23 protein-coding genes are annotated in these 22857 nt (G+C 46.8%); 14 read left to right on the forward strand and 9 right to left on the reverse strand.

Annotated features, from left to right (window positions below):
• Window positions 1–105 precede the first annotated feature (105 nt).
• Window positions 106–2331, forward strand: a complete 2226-nt coding sequence (locus tag VJL_RS05835) for an EAL domain-containing protein (protein ID WP_038876409.1) — start codon at window positions 106–108, stop codon at window positions 2329–2331.
• 23 nt (window positions 2332–2354) lie between these two features.
• Here the strand turns inward: VJL_RS05835 and fliJ are convergent, their stop codons facing one another.
• From fliJ to VJL_RS05875, 8 genes are read right to left on the reverse strand one after another with little or no spacing between them, the layout of a single operon-like run.
• Window positions 2355–2795, reverse strand: a complete 441-nt coding sequence (gene fliJ, locus VJL_RS05840) for a flagellar export protein FliJ (RefSeq protein ID WP_038876412.1) — start codon at window positions 2793–2795, stop codon at window positions 2355–2357.
• Window positions 2796–2803: 8 nt separating this feature from the next.
• Window positions 2804–4156, reverse strand: coding sequence for a flagellar protein export ATPase FliI (fliI, locus tag VJL_RS05845; RefSeq protein WP_038876415.1), 1353 nt, complete (start codon window positions 4154–4156; stop codon window positions 2804–2806).
• Complete coding sequence (gene fliH / locus VJL_RS05850) at window positions 4149–4904, reverse strand: flagellar assembly protein FliH (protein WP_038876417.1); 756 nt, start codon at window positions 4902–4904, stop codon at window positions 4149–4151. Before fliH ends, fliI begins: the two co-directional genes overlap by 8 nt.
• A gap of 4 nt (window positions 4905–4908) precedes the next feature.
• Window positions 4909–5928, reverse strand: coding sequence for a flagellar motor switch protein FliG (locus VJL_RS05855; protein WP_038868389.1), 1020 nt, complete (start codon window positions 5926–5928; stop codon window positions 4909–4911).
• Window positions 5891–7642: a flagellar basal-body MS-ring/collar protein FliF gene (fliF, locus tag VJL_RS05860; protein WP_038868387.1), complete on the reverse strand. Its 1752-nt coding sequence runs from the start codon at window positions 7640–7642 to the stop codon at window positions 5891–5893. The genes VJL_RS05855 and fliF overlap by 38 nt, the downstream gene beginning before the upstream one ends.
• A 3-nt stretch (window positions 7643–7645) precedes the next feature.
• Window positions 7646–8002 carry a flagellar hook-basal body complex protein FliE gene (gene fliE / locus VJL_RS05865; protein ID WP_038868386.1) on the reverse strand — a complete coding sequence of 119 codons (357 nt, stop codon included), beginning with the start codon at window positions 8000–8002 and terminating at the stop codon, window positions 7646–7648.
• A 14-nt stretch (window positions 8003–8016) separates the two neighbouring features.
• On the reverse strand, window positions 8017–9348 hold the full coding sequence (locus tag VJL_RS05870; RefSeq protein ID WP_038876540.1) for a sigma-54-dependent transcriptional regulator: 1332 nt from the start codon (window positions 9346–9348) through the stop codon (window positions 8017–8019).
• Entirely contained in the window at window positions 9348–10385 is a 1038-nt protein-coding gene (locus VJL_RS05875) for a MotY family protein (RefSeq protein ID WP_038876419.1), read from the reverse strand. Before VJL_RS05875 ends, VJL_RS05870 begins: the two co-directional genes overlap by 1 nt.
• A 385-nt stretch (window positions 10386–10770) precedes the next feature.
• On the opposite strand from VJL_RS05875, the gene VJL_RS05880 reads away from it, so the two are divergent.
• The 9 genes from VJL_RS05880 to lafA all read left to right on the forward strand — a co-directional run bounded on the left by VJL_RS05880 (window position 10771) and on the right by lafA (window position 18939).
• A complete protein-coding gene (locus VJL_RS05880; protein ID WP_038876421.1) occupies window positions 10771–11589 on the forward strand; it encodes a FliM/FliN family flagellar motor switch protein in 819 nt (272 codons plus the stop codon).
• On the forward strand, window positions 11586–11954 hold the full coding sequence (fliN, locus tag VJL_RS05885) for a flagellar motor switch protein FliN (protein WP_038868377.1): 369 nt from the start codon (window positions 11586–11588) through the stop codon (window positions 11952–11954). The genes VJL_RS05880 and fliN overlap by 4 nt, the downstream gene beginning before the upstream one ends.
• An 18-nt stretch (window positions 11955–11972) precedes the next feature.
• Window positions 11973–12740, forward strand: coding sequence for a flagellar type III secretion system pore protein FliP (gene fliP / locus VJL_RS05890; protein WP_038876422.1), 768 nt, complete (start codon window positions 11973–11975; stop codon window positions 12738–12740).
• Between the two features lie 11 nt (window positions 12741–12751).
• Window positions 12752–13021: a flagellar biosynthesis protein FliQ gene (gene fliQ, locus VJL_RS05895; RefSeq protein WP_038868373.1), complete on the forward strand. Its 270-nt coding sequence runs from the start codon at window positions 12752–12754 to the stop codon at window positions 13019–13021.
• On the forward strand, window positions 13021–13797 hold the full coding sequence (fliR, locus tag VJL_RS05900; RefSeq protein ID WP_038868371.1) for a flagellar biosynthetic protein FliR: 777 nt from the start codon (window positions 13021–13023) through the stop codon (window positions 13795–13797). Before fliQ ends, fliR begins: the two co-directional genes overlap by 1 nt.
• Complete coding sequence (gene flhB / locus VJL_RS05905) at window positions 13794–14921, forward strand: flagellar biosynthesis protein FlhB (protein ID WP_038876424.1); 1128 nt, start codon at window positions 13794–13796, stop codon at window positions 14919–14921. Before fliR ends, flhB begins: the two co-directional genes overlap by 4 nt.
• Window positions 14922–14952: 31 nt before the next feature.
• Complete coding sequence (flhA, locus tag VJL_RS05910) at window positions 14953–17043, forward strand: flagellar biosynthesis protein FlhA (RefSeq protein WP_038868367.1); 2091 nt, start codon at window positions 14953–14955, stop codon at window positions 17041–17043.
• A gap of 19 nt (window positions 17044–17062) precedes the next feature.
• On the forward strand, window positions 17063–17833 hold the full coding sequence (locus tag VJL_RS05915; RefSeq protein WP_038876426.1) for an EAL domain-containing protein: 771 nt from the start codon (window positions 17063–17065) through the stop codon (window positions 17831–17833).
• Between the two features lie 236 nt (window positions 17834–18069).
• Window positions 18070–18939 carry a lateral flagellin LafA gene (gene lafA / locus VJL_RS05920; protein WP_038868362.1) on the forward strand — a complete coding sequence of 290 codons (870 nt, stop codon included), beginning with the start codon at window positions 18070–18072 and terminating at the stop codon, window positions 18937–18939.
• A gap of 108 nt (window positions 18940–19047) precedes the next feature.
• Here lafA and VJL_RS05925 read toward each other — a convergent pair whose 3' ends face one another.
• Window positions 19048–19338, reverse strand: a complete 291-nt coding sequence (locus tag VJL_RS05925) for a hypothetical protein (RefSeq protein ID WP_038868358.1) — start codon at window positions 19336–19338, stop codon at window positions 19048–19050.
• 415 nt (window positions 19339–19753) lie between these two features.
• On the opposite strand from VJL_RS05925, the gene fliD reads away from it, so the two are divergent.
• The 4 genes from fliD to VJL_RS05945 are packed head-to-tail and all read left to right on the forward strand — an operon-like array spanning window position 19754 to window position 22850.
• Window positions 19754–21091 carry a flagellar filament capping protein FliD gene (gene fliD / locus VJL_RS05930; RefSeq protein ID WP_038876429.1) on the forward strand — a complete coding sequence of 446 codons (1338 nt, stop codon included), beginning with the start codon at window positions 19754–19756 and terminating at the stop codon, window positions 21089–21091.
• A gap of 19 nt (window positions 21092–21110) precedes the next feature.
• On the forward strand, window positions 21111–21497 hold the full coding sequence (gene fliS / locus VJL_RS05935) for a flagellar export chaperone FliS (RefSeq protein WP_038876432.1): 387 nt from the start codon (window positions 21111–21113) through the stop codon (window positions 21495–21497).
• On the forward strand, window positions 21481–21801 hold the full coding sequence (locus VJL_RS05940; RefSeq protein ID WP_038876435.1) for a hypothetical protein: 321 nt from the start codon (window positions 21481–21483) through the stop codon (window positions 21799–21801). Before fliS ends, VJL_RS05940 begins: the two co-directional genes overlap by 17 nt.
• Window positions 21798–22850 carry a flagellar hook-length control protein FliK gene (locus VJL_RS05945; protein ID WP_038876439.1) on the forward strand — a complete coding sequence of 351 codons (1053 nt, stop codon included), beginning with the start codon at window positions 21798–21800 and terminating at the stop codon, window positions 22848–22850. The genes VJL_RS05940 and VJL_RS05945 overlap by 4 nt, the downstream gene beginning before the upstream one ends.
• Window positions 22851–22857 lie beyond the last annotated feature (7 nt).

The following is a 22857-nucleotide window of genomic DNA, read 5'->3' on the forward strand; positions in this document are numbered from 1 at the left end:
GTTACACTTTGTAGAATAAAAACTCTAAAAGTACGTATATTCCAGTTCATTTGATGCCGATAATCCTGTTATTATCGGCTACCCAACTATTTTCAGATCAAACTAATGAATAATGCCGCATCGAGTCGCCATATGAGTGCGATGCTGTTCCTGACTCTCGGCGTCACGTTGTCCATCTTTGCTGGGTTTGCCCTCTCGCAAATGTTTGTTATCCAGAAAGATGCGTTTCAGCTTATCTCTGTGGTCAGCTCCGTGATGATCGTCAGCTGCTTGCGCTATCAATGGCGTGCACTGCCTGCCATTATTCTGAGTTTATTGGCCTACTATATCGGAACGGGGCGTAGTCTAGAACATGCCTTACTCTACGCTCTCACCGTCCCTCTATTGCCTTTTGTTTTTTCGAGTTTGTTCCACTACCTCAATAACCGCTCACTTCATCAACCAGCCGCACAACGGATCAGCTTATTTTTTGTCATCGTAGGCTGCTTGTTCCCGTTCGCAAATACCATAAAAATGATGCTGGTGAATACCTTCGTTGACGGGCGCTTTTTGAGTGCTGATTTTTTGTTTTATGCCACACTTGGCAATTACTTGACCCAATTACTCGTCACCCCAATTTTGTATGTAATGGTCAGCCTTATTACCGATACAGACACTCAATCTTATCTCGCACTCGATAAAAGGCTTAGGGTGTCCAACTCTCGCTGCCGGGAGTATTTAGCTTGGTTGGCAAGCTGCGTCATTTTATTTGTTGCCGCCGCTCTTTCTTCATCCTCATTTATGCTCAACTCGTTAAGCTTCTTTGCGGTTTTACTGGTCGTAATTGGATTAGCCAAACACGGATTAATTCGACCGCTGTTTGTGGGCTCTCCATTCATTCTGTTGGTGATTCATGACGGCATCAGTCACTACAATGCCGACCGAATTTATGCTGACCAGTTTTATGGCCTGCTTGTCATCATTGCGGTATTGACCACGCTCGCGTATTTGTTGGGCGGTTACTCAGTGAAGCTCTTCGAGATGACTCAACGACAAATCCGCTCAGAAAGGATTGACCCGTACACCGGCCTGTCAAACATCGCTCAATTAAAAGAAGACATCAGCCATCAGTCTTATTCATTGCTGATTTATCTCGACCTGACACCAACGTTGTCGATGCTGACGGACTTAGGTCATGAGGGGAAATCACAACTCATCATGCAATTAAGCGAGTTTTTATATTCGCGAAATGAAAGCATCAATCGTTGCTATCGTCCGCCTTTTTCCACAGGGTTGCTGAGTTTCACTCACTATTCCGATGTTGCAGAACAAGAGCTTCAAGAAGTCGTGGAATATTTAGAGAGCTTTCAGTTTTACTGGCGTGGAACGTCTGTCGCCTTGGTCTCACCAACCGTTTATTGCTCGGTCGTCAACCAAGGGCAAGATATTGAAAAAGTCGTATCAATTCTGTGCGATCAACCACCACAGAGCGACAGCAGCATTCATTGGGTCAACGTGCAATCTTTTGAAATGGACCGCGTCGACAAGTTGAACCACATTCAGCAAGTGTTTAAACGAGAACAGTTCGAACTGTTCTGCCAACCATACATGCGACTTTCAGGCCCTGCAGAGAGTAAACAAAGTTTTGAAGTGCTGCTTCGCCTAAAAGAGCAAGATGGAAAAGTACTGCCACCTTCCGCATTTTTTCCTTTGATCAATCAATTCGGATTGGAAATCAAACTCGATCATTGGGTGATTCTGAATACCTTCCGTATGCTGAGCGACAAAGTCAAAAACTGGGATACGATAGGGCATTGTGCTATTAACCTTACGGCTAAAACACTAAGCGCGGAAAACCTTGCTTCTCGTATCATTGAGAGTGCACACAGCTTCGATATTCCCTTAGATAAGATTTGTTTTGAGATCACCGAATCGTCAGCATTGATCAATGAACAACAAGCTATAGAGACCTTGAATCTTTTACGTAAACTCGGTTGTAAAATCGCAATTGATGACTTTGGCACCGGTTACGCAAGCTTTGCTTACTTGCGTCGTCTACCGCTGGATATCTTGAAGATCGAGGGGGCATTCGTTCGTGAAATCACAGAGAGCGAGACCGATCGTTTGATCGTCAGTTCGATTGCGACTGTCGCTAAAGAGATGCACTTAGAAACCGTCGCTGAATTTGTCGAAACTCCCGCACACAGCCGGATTCTACGAGACTTAGGCATCGACTTCGCACAAGGGTATGGTGTCGCGAAGCCCTTACCTATGAATGCTTATTTGAATACGTTGTTTGAAATCGAAGAACAGAGACAACATCTTACAAGGTCGGAAGCGGTCACATTATGACGCTTCACGCTATCAGATTTCGTCTATAAAATTTTGCGCTTTAAGCGAGAGTTTATGATGTCTTCAATCAGCTTTTGCTCTTTCTTCAATTTTTCGTAGTTCTGCTTGTTGCGCCAGCGTTCGAGGACTTTGTCTAACCCTTGAACTCGAGCATGTTTGTATTCAAGATGCTTTTGTACCGAAGCACACTCAGCCTGCATTACCGCTTGTTCTTGCTCATGGTGACGCAACATCTTTTGTAGCATCTGGTCGACACGATTTAAGTTCATCAAGGTGGCACTATTGAGCACTGGCGTTGTCAACGCCGATTGTCCCGCATGAACTTTAAGAGCGGAAAGCTGTTCTAACTGAACGGCAAGATGAGAGTGACGCTGACGCATCACATTTAATTGATCCCCTACTCTATCCCGTTGCTTTTCTTCCATTTGGCGCAACTTGCCGACGGCTTTTAGTTTTGATTCCATTTGCTACCTCATTGCTGCTCACTTTGGAACATTTGTGCCAATGCGGTCAAACTGGTTGAGTAATCAATAGACTCATTTGCCGACTGCTGTAAGTACGCTCTAAGATGCGGATACATAGAAACCGACTGATCCAGTTCCGGATCTTGTCCTGGTTGATATCCGCCAAGTGGCAAGAGTTCTTTAACTTGAAGATAATTGGAGTACATTTGACGGAAGTTGTTCGCTATCGTGCTGTGCGCTTCATGGGTACAGGCGTTCATGCAGCGGCTTATCGATGCGTTAATGTCGATCGCTGGATAATGCCCTTGTTCTGCGAGTTGACGTGAAAGCACCACATGCCCATCAAGAATCGCACGTGCGGAATCCACAACAGGATCTTGTTGGTCATCCCCTTCCGCCAATACCGTATAAATCGCCGTCAAACTACCATGTGGATTTTCACTGTTACCTGCACGTTCCAACAGCTGTGGTAACACGCTGAACACTGAAGGCGGATAACCACGTGACGCTGGCGGCTCCCCTAAAGACAGCGCTATCTCACGCTGCGCCATTGCATAACGTGTTAAAGAATCCATCAGTAACAACACGTCTTTACCTTGGTCACGGAAATACTCCGCCACACGGTGACAAAGCAGAGTCGCGCGCAAACGCATCAAAGGGGATTCATCGGCTGGCGCGGCGATAATGACCGCTTTCTGACGGGCCTCTGGTGTTAAGTTACGTTCGATAAACTCTCGAACCTCTCGACCACGTTCGCCAATTAAGCCGACAACAATAACATCAGCTTCGGTGTTTTGAGTGATCATCCCCATCAAGACACTTTTACCGACACCACTGCCCGCCATTAAACCAATACGCTGCCCTTTGCCAACGGTTAATAAACCATTAATGGCACGAACACCAACATCCAGCGGAGTATCGACAGGGCGTCGCTTAAGTGGGTTAATCGGTTTTGGTTCAAGTGAAACACGATCTCCCCCTTTAAGCGGCGCGCCATCATCGAAAGGTTCACCTAGACCATTCACTACTCGACCAAGCCATTGTGAGCTGAGTTGAACGGTGCTATCGCCATCCAGCGGGATCACTTTTGCTCCCGCAAACAAACCACCTAGACGACGAATCGGCATCAGGTAAGCAACGGTATGATCAAAGCCGACGACTTGCGCTTCAATCATGTCGCCTTCTGCGGTTTCGACTAAGCAGCGTTGTTCAAGCTTGAATCGACAACCCACGGCTTGCAGCATTAAGCCGTTAACTTTGATTAGTCGCCCTGTCACTCGTGCAACCGGAATCGAATCGAGCGACGCGAGTGCATCACTCAAGCGTTCGTTCAACAACTCGTGGCTGGAAGTACTACTCATGTGCAACATCAACCTGTGGCAATACGGCTTCATCCAGCAAGTGTTGTTTCACGTTATCCATACAAGCTTGTAAGCGAGAGTCACAGCTCGCATCGGCTTCTGCATCCTCAGTCACTAACTGACACCCACCAACAGGTAACTCCGCGTTTGCGACAAGCTTCCAAGCGGTTGGTAAGTCAGCATTGATTTGCGTGATTCGCTCTAGGTCTTGTGGATTCAGATGTACAATCACGCTTTCTGCTTTGCCCGGCATAGCGGATAAGGTTTCATCCACCAAAGCCAAAATCTGTTGTGGCATCAGAGTCAGCTCAGCACGAATCACTTGCTGTGCAACCTTCTGTACCAATTCACAGATCATATGGCGTTGCTGTTGTTCTTTCTCGCTTTGCCAACGCGATAATGCTTGGAACAACTCATGAACGGGTTTTGCCGCTTCCAGAAAGCCTTGCTTGCCAGATTGCTCTCCAGACACAAATCCTTTTTGAAAGCCTTCTTTTTGGCCATCGAGCAGACCTTGTTGCTTGCCTTGCTCAATACCTTGGCGAATGCCCTCGTCATGCCCTTGCTGCAAACCTTGCTGAAACCCCGCTTCCAGCTGTTGTTGAACGTCGGCTTGAGTATCTTGCCAGCCTTGGTTCTCCATCGCGAAATCGTCTTCGATGTTCACAGGTTGCGCCAAAGGAGGAAAACGATGTAAGCGGTATCCACTTGGTGGTAATCGCATGGTGTTATTTGCTTTTTCTGCCATGGTCTTACTCCACTGTTGGCTCTTCGTAGAGCAGTAGCTGAATTTCACCCGCTTCATCCAACTCACGCACCATCTGCATAATATCCTGACGCGCGCGCTGTACTCGGCTCAACACGACGGCTCCACGCAGTTCCATATCGTCTTCTAACGCTTTCACCATACGTTGCGGCATAGAACGCTTGATCGCCTGTTGCAGTAGGATATCGGCACCTTTCAATGCCACCGCCCACAGTTCCAATGGGATCTGTTGCACCAACGCATCCATGGTTTCTTCGCGCTGACGGCCCAGCACCATGAAATCAAACATATTCTCTTCGATTTCGTTTACCACATTCTCGTCATGCAACTTAAGCATTTCCATCAAGGACGCGCGGTCGCCTTCAAATCGGTTAATGATGTCAGCAGCTTGTTTCACGCCCGACAACGGGGTGCTTTGACTTGCAGACACTTTCTCGATACAACGTTCCACCAATTCGTGCAAATCGTTCGCAACCTGATGGTCAATATCTTGCAACTGAGCAATACGGAACACGATTTCATCATGGTAGTCCTGCGGCAGATGCTTCAAAACAGCCGACGAACTGTCTGCTGGTAAATACGCCAAGAAAATCGCCTGCATTTGCGGATGTTCGTTAACAATGAATCGCGCTAATGTCTCGGCCTCTACCCATTGTAAGCGCTGCATGTTGTTACGAATTTCATCGCCATACAGGTTGTTCAGCAGACCTTTTGCCAAATCGTTACCTAAAGCTTTGCGTAAAGTGTTCGACAAGTATTCTTTCGATGCGCCACGAATGCCGCTGTGCTCGCGAAAATCTTCAAAAAAATGCTGAATCACACCGCGAGCAGAATCACTTTTGATGCCATTTAACTTTGCCATCGCACGTGTCACTCGCTGGGTCTCATCACGGCTGAAGTGCTGCAACACTTTTGCTGCGGCATCCTCACCCATGCCCAGCAGCACGAGCGCGGTTTGTTCTACATAACTAAGCGTCTGCTTTGACGTTGACTGAGCTGTGTTCATTGATGTTTACCCATTGTTTCAGAATTTCGGCTACACGCTCAGGCTCTTCATTAGCAATAAGCTGTAGGTGTTTCAATTGGATTTCTAATGGAGAGCCGGCTGGCGGTAACATGTCGCTGTTGACGTCCAAACCAGAGGAGACGGCAATCCCCTTCTCGGACAGTCGGCGATTCAATACTTCTTCACGTTCACGCTCTTCACGCGTTTGCAGATTGTCGTATTGCGGCTCTTCCTGTGGTTCAGCAAACTCCAGTTCCTGTGACGGTTTATCAGCTCCAGTTAAGTGCATGATCAAAGGACGAAGCACAAAAAAGATCATCGCTAATCCCAACATCCCGCCAATCACATAACGCAAGGGTTGCTGTACGGTTGGGTCTTGCCACCAAGGCAGTGCTGGCGGCGCATCAATCTCGATTGGTGTGAAGTTGAAGCTCATCAAACTCAAACTGTCGCCACGAGTCGCAGAAATGCCGACAGCGTCCATGATCATTGTTGAGATTTGGGACTTGTCCGCTTCGCTCCATGCCACACCATCTGGTGATGCTTGTGAATTCAAGAGGACTGACACACTTAGCTTGTCAATTTGCCCCTGCTGATATTGAGTACGACGAACACTGCTGCCAACCGCATATTGACGATTGATCTCTGAGCGCGCGTTAGTGTTTTGGCTATCGTTGGTTGGCGTTTCACCCGTAACCGGAGGTTGATTGCTTAGTGAGCCAGGGATGCCCAAAGCAATTTGATCAATTGAGTTATTTTGAATGGTATGTTCATTGCGAACCACTGGCGCATTATCGAGGATCTCTTGCGTCTCTTCGACTTGACTAAAGTCCATATCGGCTGCAACTTGCACGCGGAAGTTACTTGGGCCAACAATCGGCGTTAGCATGTCTGAAGCACGCTGGATGATTTGCTTCTCGACACTCTTTTGGTATTCAAGGTATTTAGCGTTAACTTTACCCGCTTCTGCAGAGGCAACATCTGCACTCAATAGTCGGCCATATTGGTCAATCACCGAAACAAATTCTGCCTTCATTGCCGTCACACTACCCACCACCAAATTGATGATGGCTTCCACTTGTTCTGGCTTGAGATCTTCACCTGGTTTCAGTTCTAACATCACTGATGCAGAAGGGTTTTCTGTATTCTGGCGGACAAACAAGGTTTGACGAGGAATCGCTAAGTGCACACGCGCATTTGCGACTGCATTAAGCGACATGATAGTGCGTACTAACTCCCCCTCTAAACCATGACGATAACGCGCCGTTTCCATAAACTGACTGGTGCCAAGAGAGCTGTCTTCTTTTAGCGAATCTAAACCCGTAGGCAATTTCGCTTTAACCCCTTTTGATGCCAACAACATGCGGATACGAGCGACTTCACCTTCTGGCACTAATACTTGTCCATTTTGCTCTTGCATGCGGTAGCTGATGCCTTCGCTTTCCAGTACCGACACAATCTCACCGATATCAAAGCGCTCTTGCTGGCTGTAAAGCGGACGGAAACTTTGGGAAGAGCTCCATAATGCAACCACGATAATCGCAGCAACAATCGCGGCTAAAACCGCAGACAACACCAGATTGCGTTGGCTGCTAGACCACAACTGTTTGATTTTATTTGTGACATCATTCATCCCATTATTCGATGAAAGCGTCTGTGTCGTGCCGGAATGCATCGCAGAATTTCCGGCCACTTGAGTGGTAAGTTCTGACATGGATTACACCGGCATCTTCATTATATCTTCAAACGACATCACTACTTTGTTGCGCACTTGCATCAAAGCATTGAAAGAGAGACTCGCCTTCTGACTGGCGACCATTGCCCCTACTAAATCATCACTTTTACCGGTCTCAACGGCTGTCATTTTTTGACTGGCGACCGATTGGTGTTGGTTAACCGTGTCCAAAACGCTGGTCATTGCTTGCGAGAAAGACAATGGTGCATTCAAAGATTGCTGATCCAAAGGGTTAGCACTCACTACAAATTCTGGCGGCTGAACATGCGTTCGCATCGCCTCCATTTTCGACAGCATTAATTGCTCTGCTGAGACCGCATTGGTAGGTTGACTTGCCATCTACATTTCTCCTTTTAGGCAGCCGAGCCAAGCGCCGACTGTAAATCAATACCGTGTTCGCGCATTGCTGCAAGCTTGTAACGTAACGCTCGGGTAGACACACCCAAGGCATTTGCGGTTTTGGTTCGGTTTCCACCAAACTGACGTAATTTATCGAGGATGAACTGGAACTCAGCTTGCTTCTTCGCTTCAACATGACCAAAACTTGAGGTTGGCTCTGTGCGAGGGACTGGCGTCAGCAATTCAATTGGTAGCATCAGATCATGCGCAGTGATGTAATCACCGTGACGCATGACCAAAGCGCGTTGAATGACGTTTTCGAGTTCACGAATATTGCCCGGCCAGTGATATTGGCTTAGGGCAGCAATCGCATCTTGAGAAAGGTGACAGCGACTGCCATCTTGATATTTCCCAATAAAGAATTGGCTGATCGGTAAAATATCTTCTTTGCGTTCACGAAGCGGTGGCCAGTGCAGTGGCAAAACATCTAAGCGGTAGTAGAGATCTTCGCGGAACGTGCCTTTTTGCACTTCTTCACGCAAGTCTTTGTTGGTCGCAGCAATCACTCGAATATCGAGTTGAATGGCTTTGTGGCTACCAACGCGTTCCACTTCACGCTCTTGTAATACACGTAACAACTTCGCCTGTACCGCAGGTGACATCTCACCAATCTCATCTAATAAAATGGTGCCACCGTTGGCTTCTTCAAACTTACCGCTTTGAGAATTGGTCGCCCCTGTAAACGCCCCTTTAACGTGGCCAAACAGCACGGCTTCCAGCATGGATTCCGGAATCGCAGCACAGTTCACCGCAATAAAAGGCCCATCAAGGCGAGAAGATTGCTCATGGACATAACGAGCCAGCACTTCTTTACCCGTTCCCGACTCGCCAGTGATCAATACACTGGCGTTGGTGCAAGCTGCACGATGAGCCAGTTGTAAAACTTGTTTACTGCGCCATGACTCTGCAACAATGTTCGCTAAAGGTTTACCCAGAGCCTCAACACGCTTGAGCAAATTGAGTAACTGATTGGTCTCAAAAGGACGAAGCAAGTAATCAGTCGCACCGGACTTCATAGTCTCTGCGGCCAAAATACCTTGGTCTTGATCTACAATCGCAATCACGACACCCGAATTACGCTGTTTCTGATGACAAGCAACAAACTCGCGTACACACATATCCGGCAAGGTTGAGCTCACCAAGGTGATGCTCGCTCGCTCTTCCAGCAATGCACTTCGCCCAGTACGACTGTGCCTAGCGGTATACCCTGCGCTCCCCAGTACATCCAGTACCGGTTGAGCAAGACGTTCATTTGGCTCAACCAACAAAATATCCATTTTCGTCATCATTGAACCTTTACCTTCTCTTGTTGGGATTGTTGTTTTACTTCTGAGTTGTTGTTAGCAAACTCGTTTTTGGTAATCACACGCTCGTTATCTCGAACTAAGCGCAACGTCACGCGGCGGTTCTTAGCCTGCCCTGCTTGGGTGTTATTGCTTGCAATTGGGTAGCGAGCTCCGTGCGCACGAACTTCAATCAAGTGAGGAGCAATGCCATTTGCAATGAGCTCATCTGCGACCTGTTGAGCTCGTTGGCGTGAAATCTTCAGATTAATTAATTGAGCACCAACATTGTCGGTATAACCGTCAACTAAGATTTTAGTGACGCGCTCATCAACAACAACATAACTATGCAAAGCAGCTAATGTGTTTTTTTGAGATGAGTTCAGTGCCTGTTGGCCAAACTGAAAAGGAAGAATCAGATCTCGAGCTTGAGAAAACGACAGCTTAGGTAACTGTTCTCGACATTGATTGAAAGACGCTAGTGCATGTTGGATTTGAATGGTTGGCAACGTGACACTATCTATGGCGGAAGGATTGCTTCCACTTAGTGACAGTGTAACCCAGTTACCTGATGCCATTTCAAGAATGAGCGAATCTGCACCAGTTAAGAACTCAAATCGGTGAGTAGGCTGCGCAAACGTATGCGATGCCTTTTCCTTTCTATAAAGCTCTTTATGCCACGGAGCACTCTGACTTCCTAACACAGCCTTTTCCCATTTATTGTTGTTATCTTGAACATCAGCAATAAAGAGAACTCGGTTGTTTGGCTCTGCACGGAAATAAAACTTCCCCTGCGGAACAGTTGAATGCACTAAGTTGCATTCAAATTTATCACCCTTATATGACCAAGTGGAAATATCCATAGGTATTGTGACACTCTCACCAGCCAATGTGAAATTAGTTGATGATAGTCCAAACAAAAAAACTATTTTTAAAAATATAATTAAGCACCTTCCACCTTGGTATATCTTACATACCTCTGACTTAGATGATTTAATTAAAAATGCCATTGAATTAGAAGATTCGGCATAGGTAATCATATTAATTCCCTATTCTGAAATATAAAAAATGGTCATTAAACGTTCAAGGAAGCTTAGAGAAATGCTTAAAAAATCGAACTTAATACCATAAAAACAAAGAGTTAAAAAACTCAAGCTCTAAAGCTTATTCTACAACCACGACTGCACTTGGTTGAAATAACAACGAATTAGCTCACTACTTGTTATAATTATTAATAACTGATTTATTAGTTCAAACTACCGTTTTTTAATTTTTATTAAAAGTGCCTATGCTTCGATTCAAATCAACATATGAACTAAAGTCACAATCTTTAAAGTTGAAACTAAAAGAATCTAAAAAAGTCTGTGTATGCTGTGCGCAATTAAGTTAAAACAGTTTCGTTTGTTAAGGCACGGTAAAATATAAATGGAAAGTAGAGTTAATGAGCCTATTTCTGACATCAAATTGCTTGATGTAGAACTGCTAGGCAAGCCAATTCATATCATTCGTGAAAAGCTCGAAATTTTAATTTCAGAATCTTGTACTAGCCTGACCAACGAGTTACAAAATTGGCTCAGCTCCAACAAAATTGAGGCGACCTTAACGTCGGTAGAGCTACATCGCTTCTCACCAACCTTGTTGGATAAAGACCAAACATCGAGCTATCTGCATCAAGAGGGTGGCATGGTCTTTATCCACAGTGATGCCCATACCTTAGTCAAACTCGCCGACCGCTTTTATGGCGCAAGCAACGACCGCGCCTCGACCACGTTGACGGCCAGTGATCTTCGCCTTCAAGAACGTATCAGCCGTATCATTACCAACTGGCTTGCCCCCCAAGAGATGTGGCAAACCTGCGAGTACGAAACGCCGCGCGGAATTGGTTTGCATGCGGAGCTTGCGATCACATTCGAAGACTACCAAGGTGCCATTCATCTCAAACTCGATAGCACATTAATCCAAACCTTAATTGAGCAGCTTGAGCTTCATACCGATGCTGATCTCTATCAACCGTTTTGTCGTTCATTGGAAACGACGCCTGTTCGCCTCAATGTCGTACTGAGCAAAAAGACCATGGCGCTCAGTGATGTAGCGGGCTTACAGCCTAACGATATTCTGCCTATCGAGCTGCTCAATACCGTACCAGTCAGCATCGGTAATCAACCTCTTTTCACTGGTCGTGTTGCAGAACAAGACGGTCAGCTTGTATTGATTTTTAACCCAGATAAGGAATCGCAGCGATGAGCGAAGCGCAAGAGAACCAAGCATTCGACGCCGATGAATTAAATTTTGACGACTTTCAGTTAGAGGACTTTGAAACGGAACAAGCCTTCAAACCGGAGCCTGCCGCTGAGCGCGATTTAAGCTTTTTCAAAAGCATTCCCGTCACTGTGACCTTGGAAGTCGCTAGCAAAGAAATCCCATTGGGGGATTTGATGAAAGCGGGCGAAGGAACCGTGATCGAATTGGATAAACTCAATGGCGAGCCTTTAGATGTAAAAGTAAACGGGTCTCTGATGGGGCAAGCGGAAGTCGTCGTCATTAACGACAAATATGGTCTTCGTCTTATTGATGTACACGACTCAGCGTTGAGCGGTGTTGGACGCTAAATTCCGGTGGGTTGCGTAATGAATTGTCTGAGTGTTTGGCAGCGTCGTTTGCCGTTACTAGTATTGGGGTTGGTTGGCGTGCTGTTGTTTGCCTTCCCAACCATGGCGGCAGATAACGGCTTGACCATTTTGTCGGTGTCCGATGGGGACACGCAACAAGAATACAGCGTTAAGCTCCAGATTCTGTTGCTCATGACCGCACTCAGTTTCTTACCAGCCTTTGTTTTGATGGCCACCAGTTTCACGCGAATCATTGTTGTTTTGGCGATCTTACGCCAAGCCTTGGGCCTACAACAAAGCCCACCGAACCGCGTGCTGGTTGGCATTGCATTGACACTCACTCTGCTCATCATGCGTCCGGTTTGGACTGACATCTACGATAATGCCTTCCAACCTTACGACAACGGTGAAATTACCTTAATACAAGCGTTCTCCGTTGCAGAAAAACCGGTCAGAAACTTCATGCTGGCGCAAACGCATCAAAGTTCGTTAGAGCAGATGCTACGCATTGCCAATGAACCCATCGACCAAAACGTCGAGGATATTTCTTTCGCCGTTGTACTCCCTGCGTTTGTCATCAGTGAACTGAAAACCGCCTTCCAAATTGGCTTCATGCTGTTCATTCCGTTTTTGATCATTGACCTTGTGGTCGCCAGTGTATTGATGGCAATGGGTATGATGATGCTTTCACCTCTGATCATTTCATTGCCATTCAAGTTGGTGATATTTGTTCTTGTCGATGGCTGGGCAATGACGGTTGGCACGCTTTCCGCCAGTTTCGGTTAGCAGGAGGCAATATGACACCTGAGTTAACCGTTACACTGTTTTCTGACGCAGTATGGCTGATCATTTTAATGGTAGCAGTCTTAGTCGTTCCGGGATTGATCGTCGGTCTTGGCATTGCGGTGTTTCAAGCCGCAACCCAAATCAACGAACAAACCTTAAGTTTTTTGCCACGTCTACTGGTCACCCTGTTGATGGTGATTTTTGCAGGGCATTGGATGCTACGAAAAATCATGGAGCTGTTTGATTTCTTGTTCCATAACATACCGGGAATGATCGGCTAATGGCGATCACGTTTGCAGAACTGTCTGTGATTCTCGGTCAACTTTGGTGGCCGTTTTTTCGCATCGGTGCGGTCTTTATTTCCATGCCATTCTTTGGCGATGCGTTGATTCCAGTTTGGGTCCGTAGCTTACTCGCCTTCTCTATCGTGGTGATCACCGCACCACTGATGCCACCCATGCCAGCAGTCGAACTGTTTTCTATGACTTCCTTGTTCCTTGCATTCGAACAAGCGATATGGGGGCTGATGTTTGGCCTTATTCTGCACATGCTATTCAATGTTTTTACCATGCTTGGTCAAATCGTTTCTTTGCAAATGGGCTTAGGCATGGCAATGATGAATGACCCAGTCAACGGCCTTTCGGTGGCGATTCTTGGTCGCATGTTCTTAATCTTCTCGACCTTATTATTTCTTGCTCTGGAGGGGCACTTGTTGGTTATCGACATCGTCATACAAAGCTTTGTCGTCTGGCCCGTTGGCTCTGGGTTAACCGCACTCTCGCTGAAAGGCGTGGTCAGTATTTTCGGCTGGATGTTCGCTTCTTCACTTGCTTTGGCTCTACCTGCCATTGTATCCATGCTGCTTGCAAACATTAGCTTTGGTGTGATGAATCGCGCCGCGCCTTCATTAAACGTTTACGCTCTGGGCTTCCCTATGACTATGCTGCTAGGTTTGTTCAGCGTCTTGATATCCGTTTCTGGTGTCCCTAGCCGTTACACCGCATTAGTGCATGACACCATTCGCCACTTGAATAACTTTATGTTGGGGGGCGCATGAGCGATCAGTCATCACAAGACAAAACCGAAAAAGCCTCCCCCCAGAAAGTCAAAAAAGCTCGCCAGGAAGGACAAATTCCTCGTGCAAAAGAATTCACCACCGCCGTGATTTTCTTAGCGGTCGCCTTGTACTTTTACTCTCAGCTCAGCAGTATTTGGGAAAGCATGACAGGTGTATTCCGTTACAACATGGCCTTAACCCGTGCTGATTTAGACAATCCAAAACAAATGGTAGAGCAACTTGGGCAGAGTTTGGCGGTCATCATTGAAATGCTATTGCCCCTCTTCACAGTCATCATTATCGTGACATTTGGCAGCAGCATGATCTTGGGAGGTTGGATGTTCCGACCAGCCAATGTGTTACCAAAGCTCTCCAAACTCAATCCTATTTCGGGCATCAAACGTATTTTCTCAACCCGCTCAGTTGTAGAACTGGTGAAATCGACATTCAAGGTCGCGGTCATCTTTGGCATTCTCTATGGCTACTTAGATAATCACCTCCAGCCTTTACTTGGTATGCAAAACTTGCCGCTTAGCCAAGGCTTTTCAATGGTCATGTCGATACTGTTTGAAGGCTTACTACTGATGGGGTTTGCCTTACTTCTGTTTGGTGTGATTGATATTCCCTACCAACGTTGGGAGCACCTAAAAGAACTGCGCATGACGAAGCAGGAGCTCAAAGAAGAGTTCAAAAATAACGAAGGCCGCCCAGAGGTCAAACAGCGTATTCGTCAGATTCAACAACAGTTCGCGCGACGTAAAATCGACAAGATGGTGCCCACTGCAGATGTGGTCATCACCAACCCAACCCACTACGCCGTCGCATTGAAATACGAACCTTCACTTTCAGACGCCCCATTTGTGGTCGCAAAAGGCGTCGATGAAACGGCGATGCACATCCAACGCATCGCACGCGAGAACAAAGTCGAGATCATCAACTCGCCGCCACTGACTCGTTCGATTTATCACACAACCGCGATTGAGCAAGCCATTCCGAGCCAGCTCTTTATCGCTGTTGCACACATTCTTACGTATGTTTTGCAATTGAAAGCCTTTCGTAAAGGCGACGGACAAGCGCCGACGCCTTTGCCTCATTTTTCAATTCCAAAGCATTTGCAGCACTGATTAACCCGCGTTTACCCAAGGACACGAAAGTATGCTTAACCGGTTAAAACAACTTCAATCCTCCACCAAAGGCTACATTGGTATTCCAATCGTCTTGTTGATGGTGTTGGCAATGGTCATATTGCCGCTACCGCCACTATTGCTGGATGCGCTGTTTACCTTCAATATTGTCTTAGCGATCTTGGTATTGCTGGTCAGCACCACGGCGAAGCGACCGCTCGACTTTTCGATTTTTCCAACCATCCTTTTGGTCGCCACGCTACTTCGCCTTACGTTAAACGTCGCATCTACCCGTATCGTCTTGTTAGAAGGCCATAACGGCAGCGATGCCGCAGGTAAAGTCATCCAAGCCTTTGGTGAAGTGGTGATCGGCGGAAACTACGTAGTCGGTATGGTGGTGTTCATCATTTTGATGATCATAAACTTTGTCGTGATCACCAAAGGTGGTGAGCGTATTTCCGAAGTATCAGCCCGCTTTACCTTGGATGCGCTACCGGGTAAACAGATGGCCATCGATGCCGATTTAAACGCTGGCTTGATTGACCAAGAAACCGCCCGTCAACGTCGTAAAGAAGTGGCAAACGAAGCCGACTTCCACGGTTCTATGGATGGTGCGTCTAAATTTGTTCGTGGTGATGCGGTCGCAGGTTTGCTGATCTTGTTCATCAACATCATTGGTGGTATCAGCATTGGTGTGTTCGAACACGGTTTACCAGCATCAGAAGCCTTTAAGACTTACGCACTGCTAACCATCGGTGACGGCTTAGTTGCACAGATCCCATCGTTATTACTGGCAACCGCAGCCGCCATTATCGTTACTCGCATTAACGACAGCGATAACGGCATGTCGGAAACCATGCACAAGCAGCTTCTAGCAACACCTGCTACTCTGTTCACCGTTGCGGTAATCATGACCGTGATTGGTTTAGTTCCGGGAATGCCTCACCTCGCCTTCTTTACCTTTGCTGCCGTATTGGCGTTTGCAGGCTGGCGACAAAGCAAACAACCGGTTCAAGACCCACAAATAGAACAAGTCGAAGCCCTTTCTCAAGCGATGCAGGAAGAAGAAGCCGCACTGACTTGGGATGATATTCCACACGTCCATACCCTATCTTTGGCGCTCGGTTACCGTTTGGTGCACTTGGTAAACAAAGAACAAGGCGCCCCTTTGGCACAGCGTATTCGCGGTGTACGCCGCAACCTGTCTGAGCAAGTGGGTTTTCTGCTGCCAGAAGTTCGTATCCGCGACAACCTCAGCCTAAAACCAAACCAGTACACCATCGCGCTAAATGGCGAAGTAATTGAGCAAGGTTTGATTGAGCCAGAACGTTTAATGGCGATCGCCGTGGGGGAAACCTACGGTGAAGTCGACGGTATTTTGGGCAGCGACCCTGCCTACCAACTGCCTGCAGTTTGGATTGAACATCAAGATAAAGCCAAAGCACTGAATATGGGTTATCAAGTCGTTGACGATGGTACTGTCATCGCCACGCACATCAGCAAAATCATGAAAACCAATTTGGCTGAATTGTTTACCCATGACGATGTTGAAGCTATGACTCAACGACTCACGGCACAAGCACCTAAATTAGCCGAGGCCTTAGCCGCTGCACTGACCCCAGCACAGCAGCTTAAGGTTTACCGTCAGCTTCTGCTTGATCAAGTGCCTCTAAAGGACATTCGTACCATTGCTAACACCATGTTGGAGTCTTCTGAGAACACTAAAGACCCAATTTTACTTGCGGCAGATGTACGCTGCGCACTAAAACGTACCTTGGTGAACTTGGTCGCAGGACAAAAGAACGAGCTCAATGTCTATGCGCTTTCAGACGAGTTAGAGCAAATGTTGATGACCTCTCTGCAACAAGCACAAGCTGCGGGCACCGTGATGCTAGACAGTTTCCCGATAGAACCGAACATTCTTGGTCAGTTCCAACAAAACTTGCCTTTAATTCGTCAACAACTCAAGCAACAGGGCTTACCACCAATCTTATTAGTGATGCCTCAGTTACGCCCATTGTTGGCTCGTTATGCTCGTACCTTTACTCAAGGACTCGCGGTATTGTCCTACAATGAAATCCCAGAAAATAAACAGATCAACGTGGTAGGAAACCTTGGTTAATCTCATATCAACGAAAGCGATGTACGATTATTTATGTGGCCTTGCGCTGCAACACATTGTCACGGACGACGACCAACTGGTGTTTGATGCACTCAAGCACAACGACATTCAACACGCCTGTCAGGCCATCCGTGAAACTAAAACTGGCGAGGTGGAATACCAACACCTTACATTGCGCTTTGGCCTACGCGGCGAGCAGAGTGTCTATCAGTTTCAGTTATCAGAGCAAATGCAATATTGCTTAGATCTGTACAGCTTCTACTTAGCTCTAAGACAGACTCAATTCCAACTCGAAACCTTTCACCCTGATTTAATCAGCAATGTGGTGGTTCCCATCCGCATTGATGCCCTGCTCTGGCAGCCTGGTGCGCACTTCTTGAATCAGATGATTCAGTTCCATAATGCGGCCTTTCAACATGTTATCCCTTCCCTTCAAGCCGATGAGACCCTATGTCTGCACGATAGAGTGACTCCTTTGGTAGAACAATTGAAAGAGAACGCCTTTGCCTTATGGTTTGAAGTCTCGACACATCAAACACACTTCGAGCGCATCACCGAATTTGCCCCTGATATGATCAAACTGTCCGTGACGATGGAAAACAAACAAGAGCAACATGCATTTCTACCCATTGCGCGATTTTTAAGGGGTAACCACATTTCTTGGGTTGCCGGGAGAGTCGCAAGTCAAAGTGAACTCAACCGCTATCGATTACTTGGTGCGAGTTATTACTTCGGCTATTTCAGTGATATTCCCACCTCATTGTCGTTTAAATCATTTGATGATGAATAAGCCACCCAAAAGCAAAAGGGCGAATTCCGAGACAAGAATTCGCCCTTTTTTCTGTCTAATTAACCTTAAACAGTCAATATTCTGGAATGTAAGTCACTAAAAACCATCAAACTAGCGCTTTTCGATAAAATTTTTAAATTTCCAATTAATCATTAAAACGAATCGACCGCCTCTAGTTAGTGAGCAAGGGAGAATCCCGAAGCCTGAAAGAATAGTGAAAAACTAAGGAGACCAAGATGGCTTTATCTATGCATACTAACTTCGCATCGCTTGTAACTCAGAACACGCTGAACAATACAAGTAACCTACTTAACACGTCTATGGAACGTTTGAGCACGGGTTACCGTATCAACTCAGCAGCAGACGATGCAGCAGGTCTACAAATTGCTACCCGTCTTGAGTCTCAAACTCGCGGCATGAGCGTTGCAATGCGTAACTCGCAAGACGGCATTTCAATGATGCAAACTGCGGAAGGCGCGATGGATGAAATGACAAACATCGTATACCGCATGAACGACCTAGCAACACAGGCTTCGAACGGTTCTGTATCGGCAAACGACCGCACGGCACTAAACGAGGAATACCAGCAGCTAGGTGAAGAGCTCGCGAACATCATGGACTCAACGAGTTTTGGTGGCAACAAGCTTCTACAAGATGCTGGTACATTTGGTGCAGCAGCTGTTAACTTCCAAATTGGTACTCAAGCAGGCGAACAACTTGAGGTTGACGTATCAACGCAAGTTCAAGCAATCAACGCTTCAATCGGCACATCTGGTGCACTAGCAGTTGGCGACCTAACATCTGAAGCAAATGCTCAGACTGCAATGACAGCACTGACTGGCGCGACTGGTGATGCAGGTCTTCTAGGTCAAATCGGTACTGCACGTTCAGCATTGGGTGCGAACATCAACCGTCTTGAGCACACAATGACAAACCTAGGCAACATGGTTGAAAATACGTCAGCTGCGAAAGGCCGTATCACTGACGCTGATTTTGCCGTTGAGTCTTCAAACATGACGAAGAACCAAATGCTAATGCAAGCAGGCACAACGGTTCTTTCTCAAACGAACCAATTGCCAGGTATGGCAATGTCGCTACTTCGTTAATCAACGATTAAGCTCAGTAGCCCCCAATAAGGCTGTTGATTTAATCCGTCCGAAAGTCAAACCTCCCAGTATTTGGGAGGTTTTTTTGTTCTTGATGATGCCAAACACTTAGCGACGAATATAGATACCGCTAGCATCACGAGTTTGGTTCGCAGTTGGGACACGAAAACCCGCTTTGAGCATGGTGTTATGTAGCACCTTATTAAACAGCTCCAATTCAGCCGATTCAACACCACGGTCACGTTGGTAGCTTTTTAACTCAGGGAAACGAGAAACCGCTTCAATACGGATGCTTGCCAGCTCCTCGGCATTAATGTTCTGTTTACTGCGCAGTTTGGTTCCAATAAATGCCTCGTAAGCACGTGCACACTTCATCAGTCGTAAAACAAATTCATTCATTACTGTCGTTCTTTTAATTTTTAATTGGGGGAAATAGCCAGACGTAAGCAACCACAAAAATTGCAGGGGCATAAGATAACAAAACTTCACCTTCCGACAGGGTCAGAAAAATCCGAATCCTTTAGCAGTAAACACCGAAATCTGCTCACTATGCGTACATCAGCATAGCCAGTCATTTCTCTCCTATTTAATTAAATCATTTGCTTATTCTGGTCGCCTTTTCTCTTTGGGAAACCCCGGGAATTACCAAGGGGAAAGCGGAACCATCAAGGTGGAAAAAGCGCTTCCTCTCAAATAGCAAAAACCACTGCAAGATACTGTTATATATAAAAATAAATAACAGGCACGCATCTTGCGATTGTTCATTTATTACTGGCACAAGACGCCAAATACAGATGAGAGAGGGAGTGACCTCATGAGTTCATTAGATCCAATCACCATGGCAACCCAGTTCGCCACGTTAGATGTTCAGCCATTTCAACAACGCTACCAGTTTCAAGCGGATAAATACCAAGCTCAACTGACAGCACTAGGAAAAGTAGAAAGCGCGCTGCGTGATTTCCGTACAGCCGTCAATGAGATGAACAGCAGCACCAGTAGCATCATCAAGAACACGGCGACGCTCTCTCAAGATGGATACTTCTCGGCTAACGCCGATGCCAACGCCATGTCGGGCAACTACCAAATTTTCGTTGAGCAAGTCGCGACCTCACATCAGCTCTCTACAGGCATGCCAGCAAATTTGGATGCCACAACAGAAATACCGACCACAGGCACATTGGAATTCACCATTGATGGCGAAACCATGACGTTGGATCTATCAACTGTTGATACCGATGGGGATGGCAAAGCAACCGTGACTGATTTGGTCAGTGCTATCAATAACAATGCTGACAATCCCGGTGTCAACGCCACATTAGTGCGCTCAAACGGTCAAACGCATTTCATGTTGTCGAGCACTGAAACAGGCGTTGCGAACACCATCAATGTAAACGCCTCTGGCACGGGGCAAGCTTGGTTTGAAGATGCCTTTACCAACACAACTGAAATCAGTAAACCACAAGATGCCGTGATTTGGCTCGGCGCGGAAGGCACTGGACTTCAGTTGACTAACGCAAGTAACACCTTTGAAGGCGTGATTGATGGCGTCGACATCACGGTCACGAAAGCACAAACCTCAGGTGAAGCGGCAGTAGGGCTGGGGATTGGCGCTGACAGCGAAGGCACAAAAGAACAACTCAATAAGTTTGTTGAAGCCTACAACTCTCTGGTTTCGACGCTTGATGAATACACTCAAATCGGCGGTGAAGACAAAGCTCGTGGCGTGCTCGCCAGTGACCCAACACTACGCTCAATTGAAAGCCAGTTGACTAATTTGGTGCGCGGAGAACATGGCGGAATGCGACTGAATGAAATAGGCATCACCCTTGACCGCAGCGGCAAAATGAAAGTGGACCAAGATAAGTTTACCGAAGCACAGAAGAACAACAGTGCTGGATTAGAGACGATGTTTAATGGCGACGGAGCCTTATTGGATTCGCTCGATGATATGGCGGAACCTTTCCTAAAATTCTCATCTGGCACCTTTAATTCACGTAAAGACGCCCTGCAAGCCAACTTAGACCGCATCGAGGACAAGCAAACTACGCTAGAGCGTAAATACGAGATGTCGTACAACCGCTACCTCTCCCAATTTACCCAAATGAACACCTTAATGACGCAAATGAACCAAACCATGTCGATGTTTGGTTAAGCCTTTAGGAGAAATAATTATGCTCATGGATTCTGGCTACGACTCATACCAACAAGTCGATCTGGATGCGCAAGCCGCATCCGCCAACCCACACCAACTGGTGGTGATGTTAATTGATGGTCTGCTTGATGAAGTTGAACGTGTTCGAGGCCATCTCGCGGCCAATCGTCTGGCAGAAAAAGGCACAGGCATCAACAAATGCATGAACATCTTAATTGGTTTAAGTAGTGCCCTAGATGAAGAAAATGGCGGCGAAATTGCAGAGAACCTACGCCAACTGTATGACTTCTGCCAAGTTGAGCTGTATTACACCAGCGTGCAAAACGACGCAACCCGTTTAGACAATGTCGAGCGAGTAATGGGCAACATTCGAGAAGGATGGGTGAATTTTGGACAGCAAGCATAAAGTGTCGCCAGAGCGATTTCGCCACTTATCAAAACTGATCCAAATCGCCACAAAAACGGCCGATTGGCCAGCACTGAAACGCTACGACCTACAGTTGCGTGAACTGCTGATCAGTCATAAGCCGTATCTTAAAGATCCAAAACTCGCTCCTGAAATTCAGCGGGCAAAAGCGGTGCATGCGTGCGCTTTCACCGCTCTAGAAAAAGCCACCAGCGAATTAAAACAAGAGATGAGCAAGGTGAATGATCAACAAGAACGAGCGATGGCTTATCAGCTCGCGATGACGATGGAGCTCACGCAATGATGGTAACCAATTCACTGCCTGCAAGTGCGCCTTCTCAGTCGTCAGCAGGGAAAATCTCACAAGCGCGTTCAGAGCAAGGCTTTTCGCACCCCAGTTCAACCGCGGTAAACCAACAGCACCAAACCAACGCACCTCTTGTTGTTGCGGGGTTCCGTTTAAATGCGCAAGCCTTACCGACGGAAGTTACCCAGCCAAAAGCTGAAACATCGGAACTCAACGCTGAAGTGACCTCAGCTGAAGCATTGTTGATTGCGGTTCCTGCCACCATGGATCTCGCCACTCAAGCGCAAACCCTTATCCAAGGAATGAGAAAAACCGCGGTTAAGCAAGGCGAAACAAATCAACTTGCGCAAGTATCGGCAGGTAATGCGTCTCAAAGCACAAATGTCGGAAACCAAGTAAACCCAATACTTAACACCACTGTGCAGGAGAACCAAAGCCCCCCTAAAGCCAGTGCAACGAGCGTATTAAAGGTATCAGCTTCGGACTTGCAAACTCTACTTAATCAACCAGCTCAAGGGCAAGTGCTAGCGGCCAACTCACAAGCGCAAACAGCTACAGCGCCGCATTCGAACCCAAGCTCACCACTGGCAGCTACTCAAGCTCAAGGCGCGGAGTGGGCGGCCGTACGTGTTGATACCAACTCTAGTAAATGGGGTGAGCAAATGATGCAGGTTTTACACGATCGTGTGACCTTACAAGCGCAGCAAAACTTGCAAGAAGCCAAAATCCGCTTAGACCCACCAGATCTCGGTAAATTGGATTTATTGGTTCGTGTCGAAGGGGATCGTTTGAGCGTGCAAATTAACGCCAACACAGCCGCTACGCGTGAAGCATTAATGCAAGTGTCCGAGCGTTTACGTGCTGAGCTTCAAGAGCAGAACTTTGTTCATGTGGATGTCAATGTCGGTTCGGATCAAGGTCAAGACCGTCATGACCATGAGAGCCCACAAGAAGACACCACTATTTTTGCGGCTCGTGAATCCGGCACTTTTCAATCAAATACAACAACAAACTATTCAGAGCATTGGCTGAACACTCAAGCCTAATTTAATC

The sequence above is a fragment of the Vibrio jasicida CAIM 1864 = LMG 25398 genome (genome assembly GCF_000400365.1).
GTDB classification, from domain to species: Bacteria; Pseudomonadota; Gammaproteobacteria; order Enterobacterales; family Vibrionaceae; genus Vibrio; species Vibrio jasicida.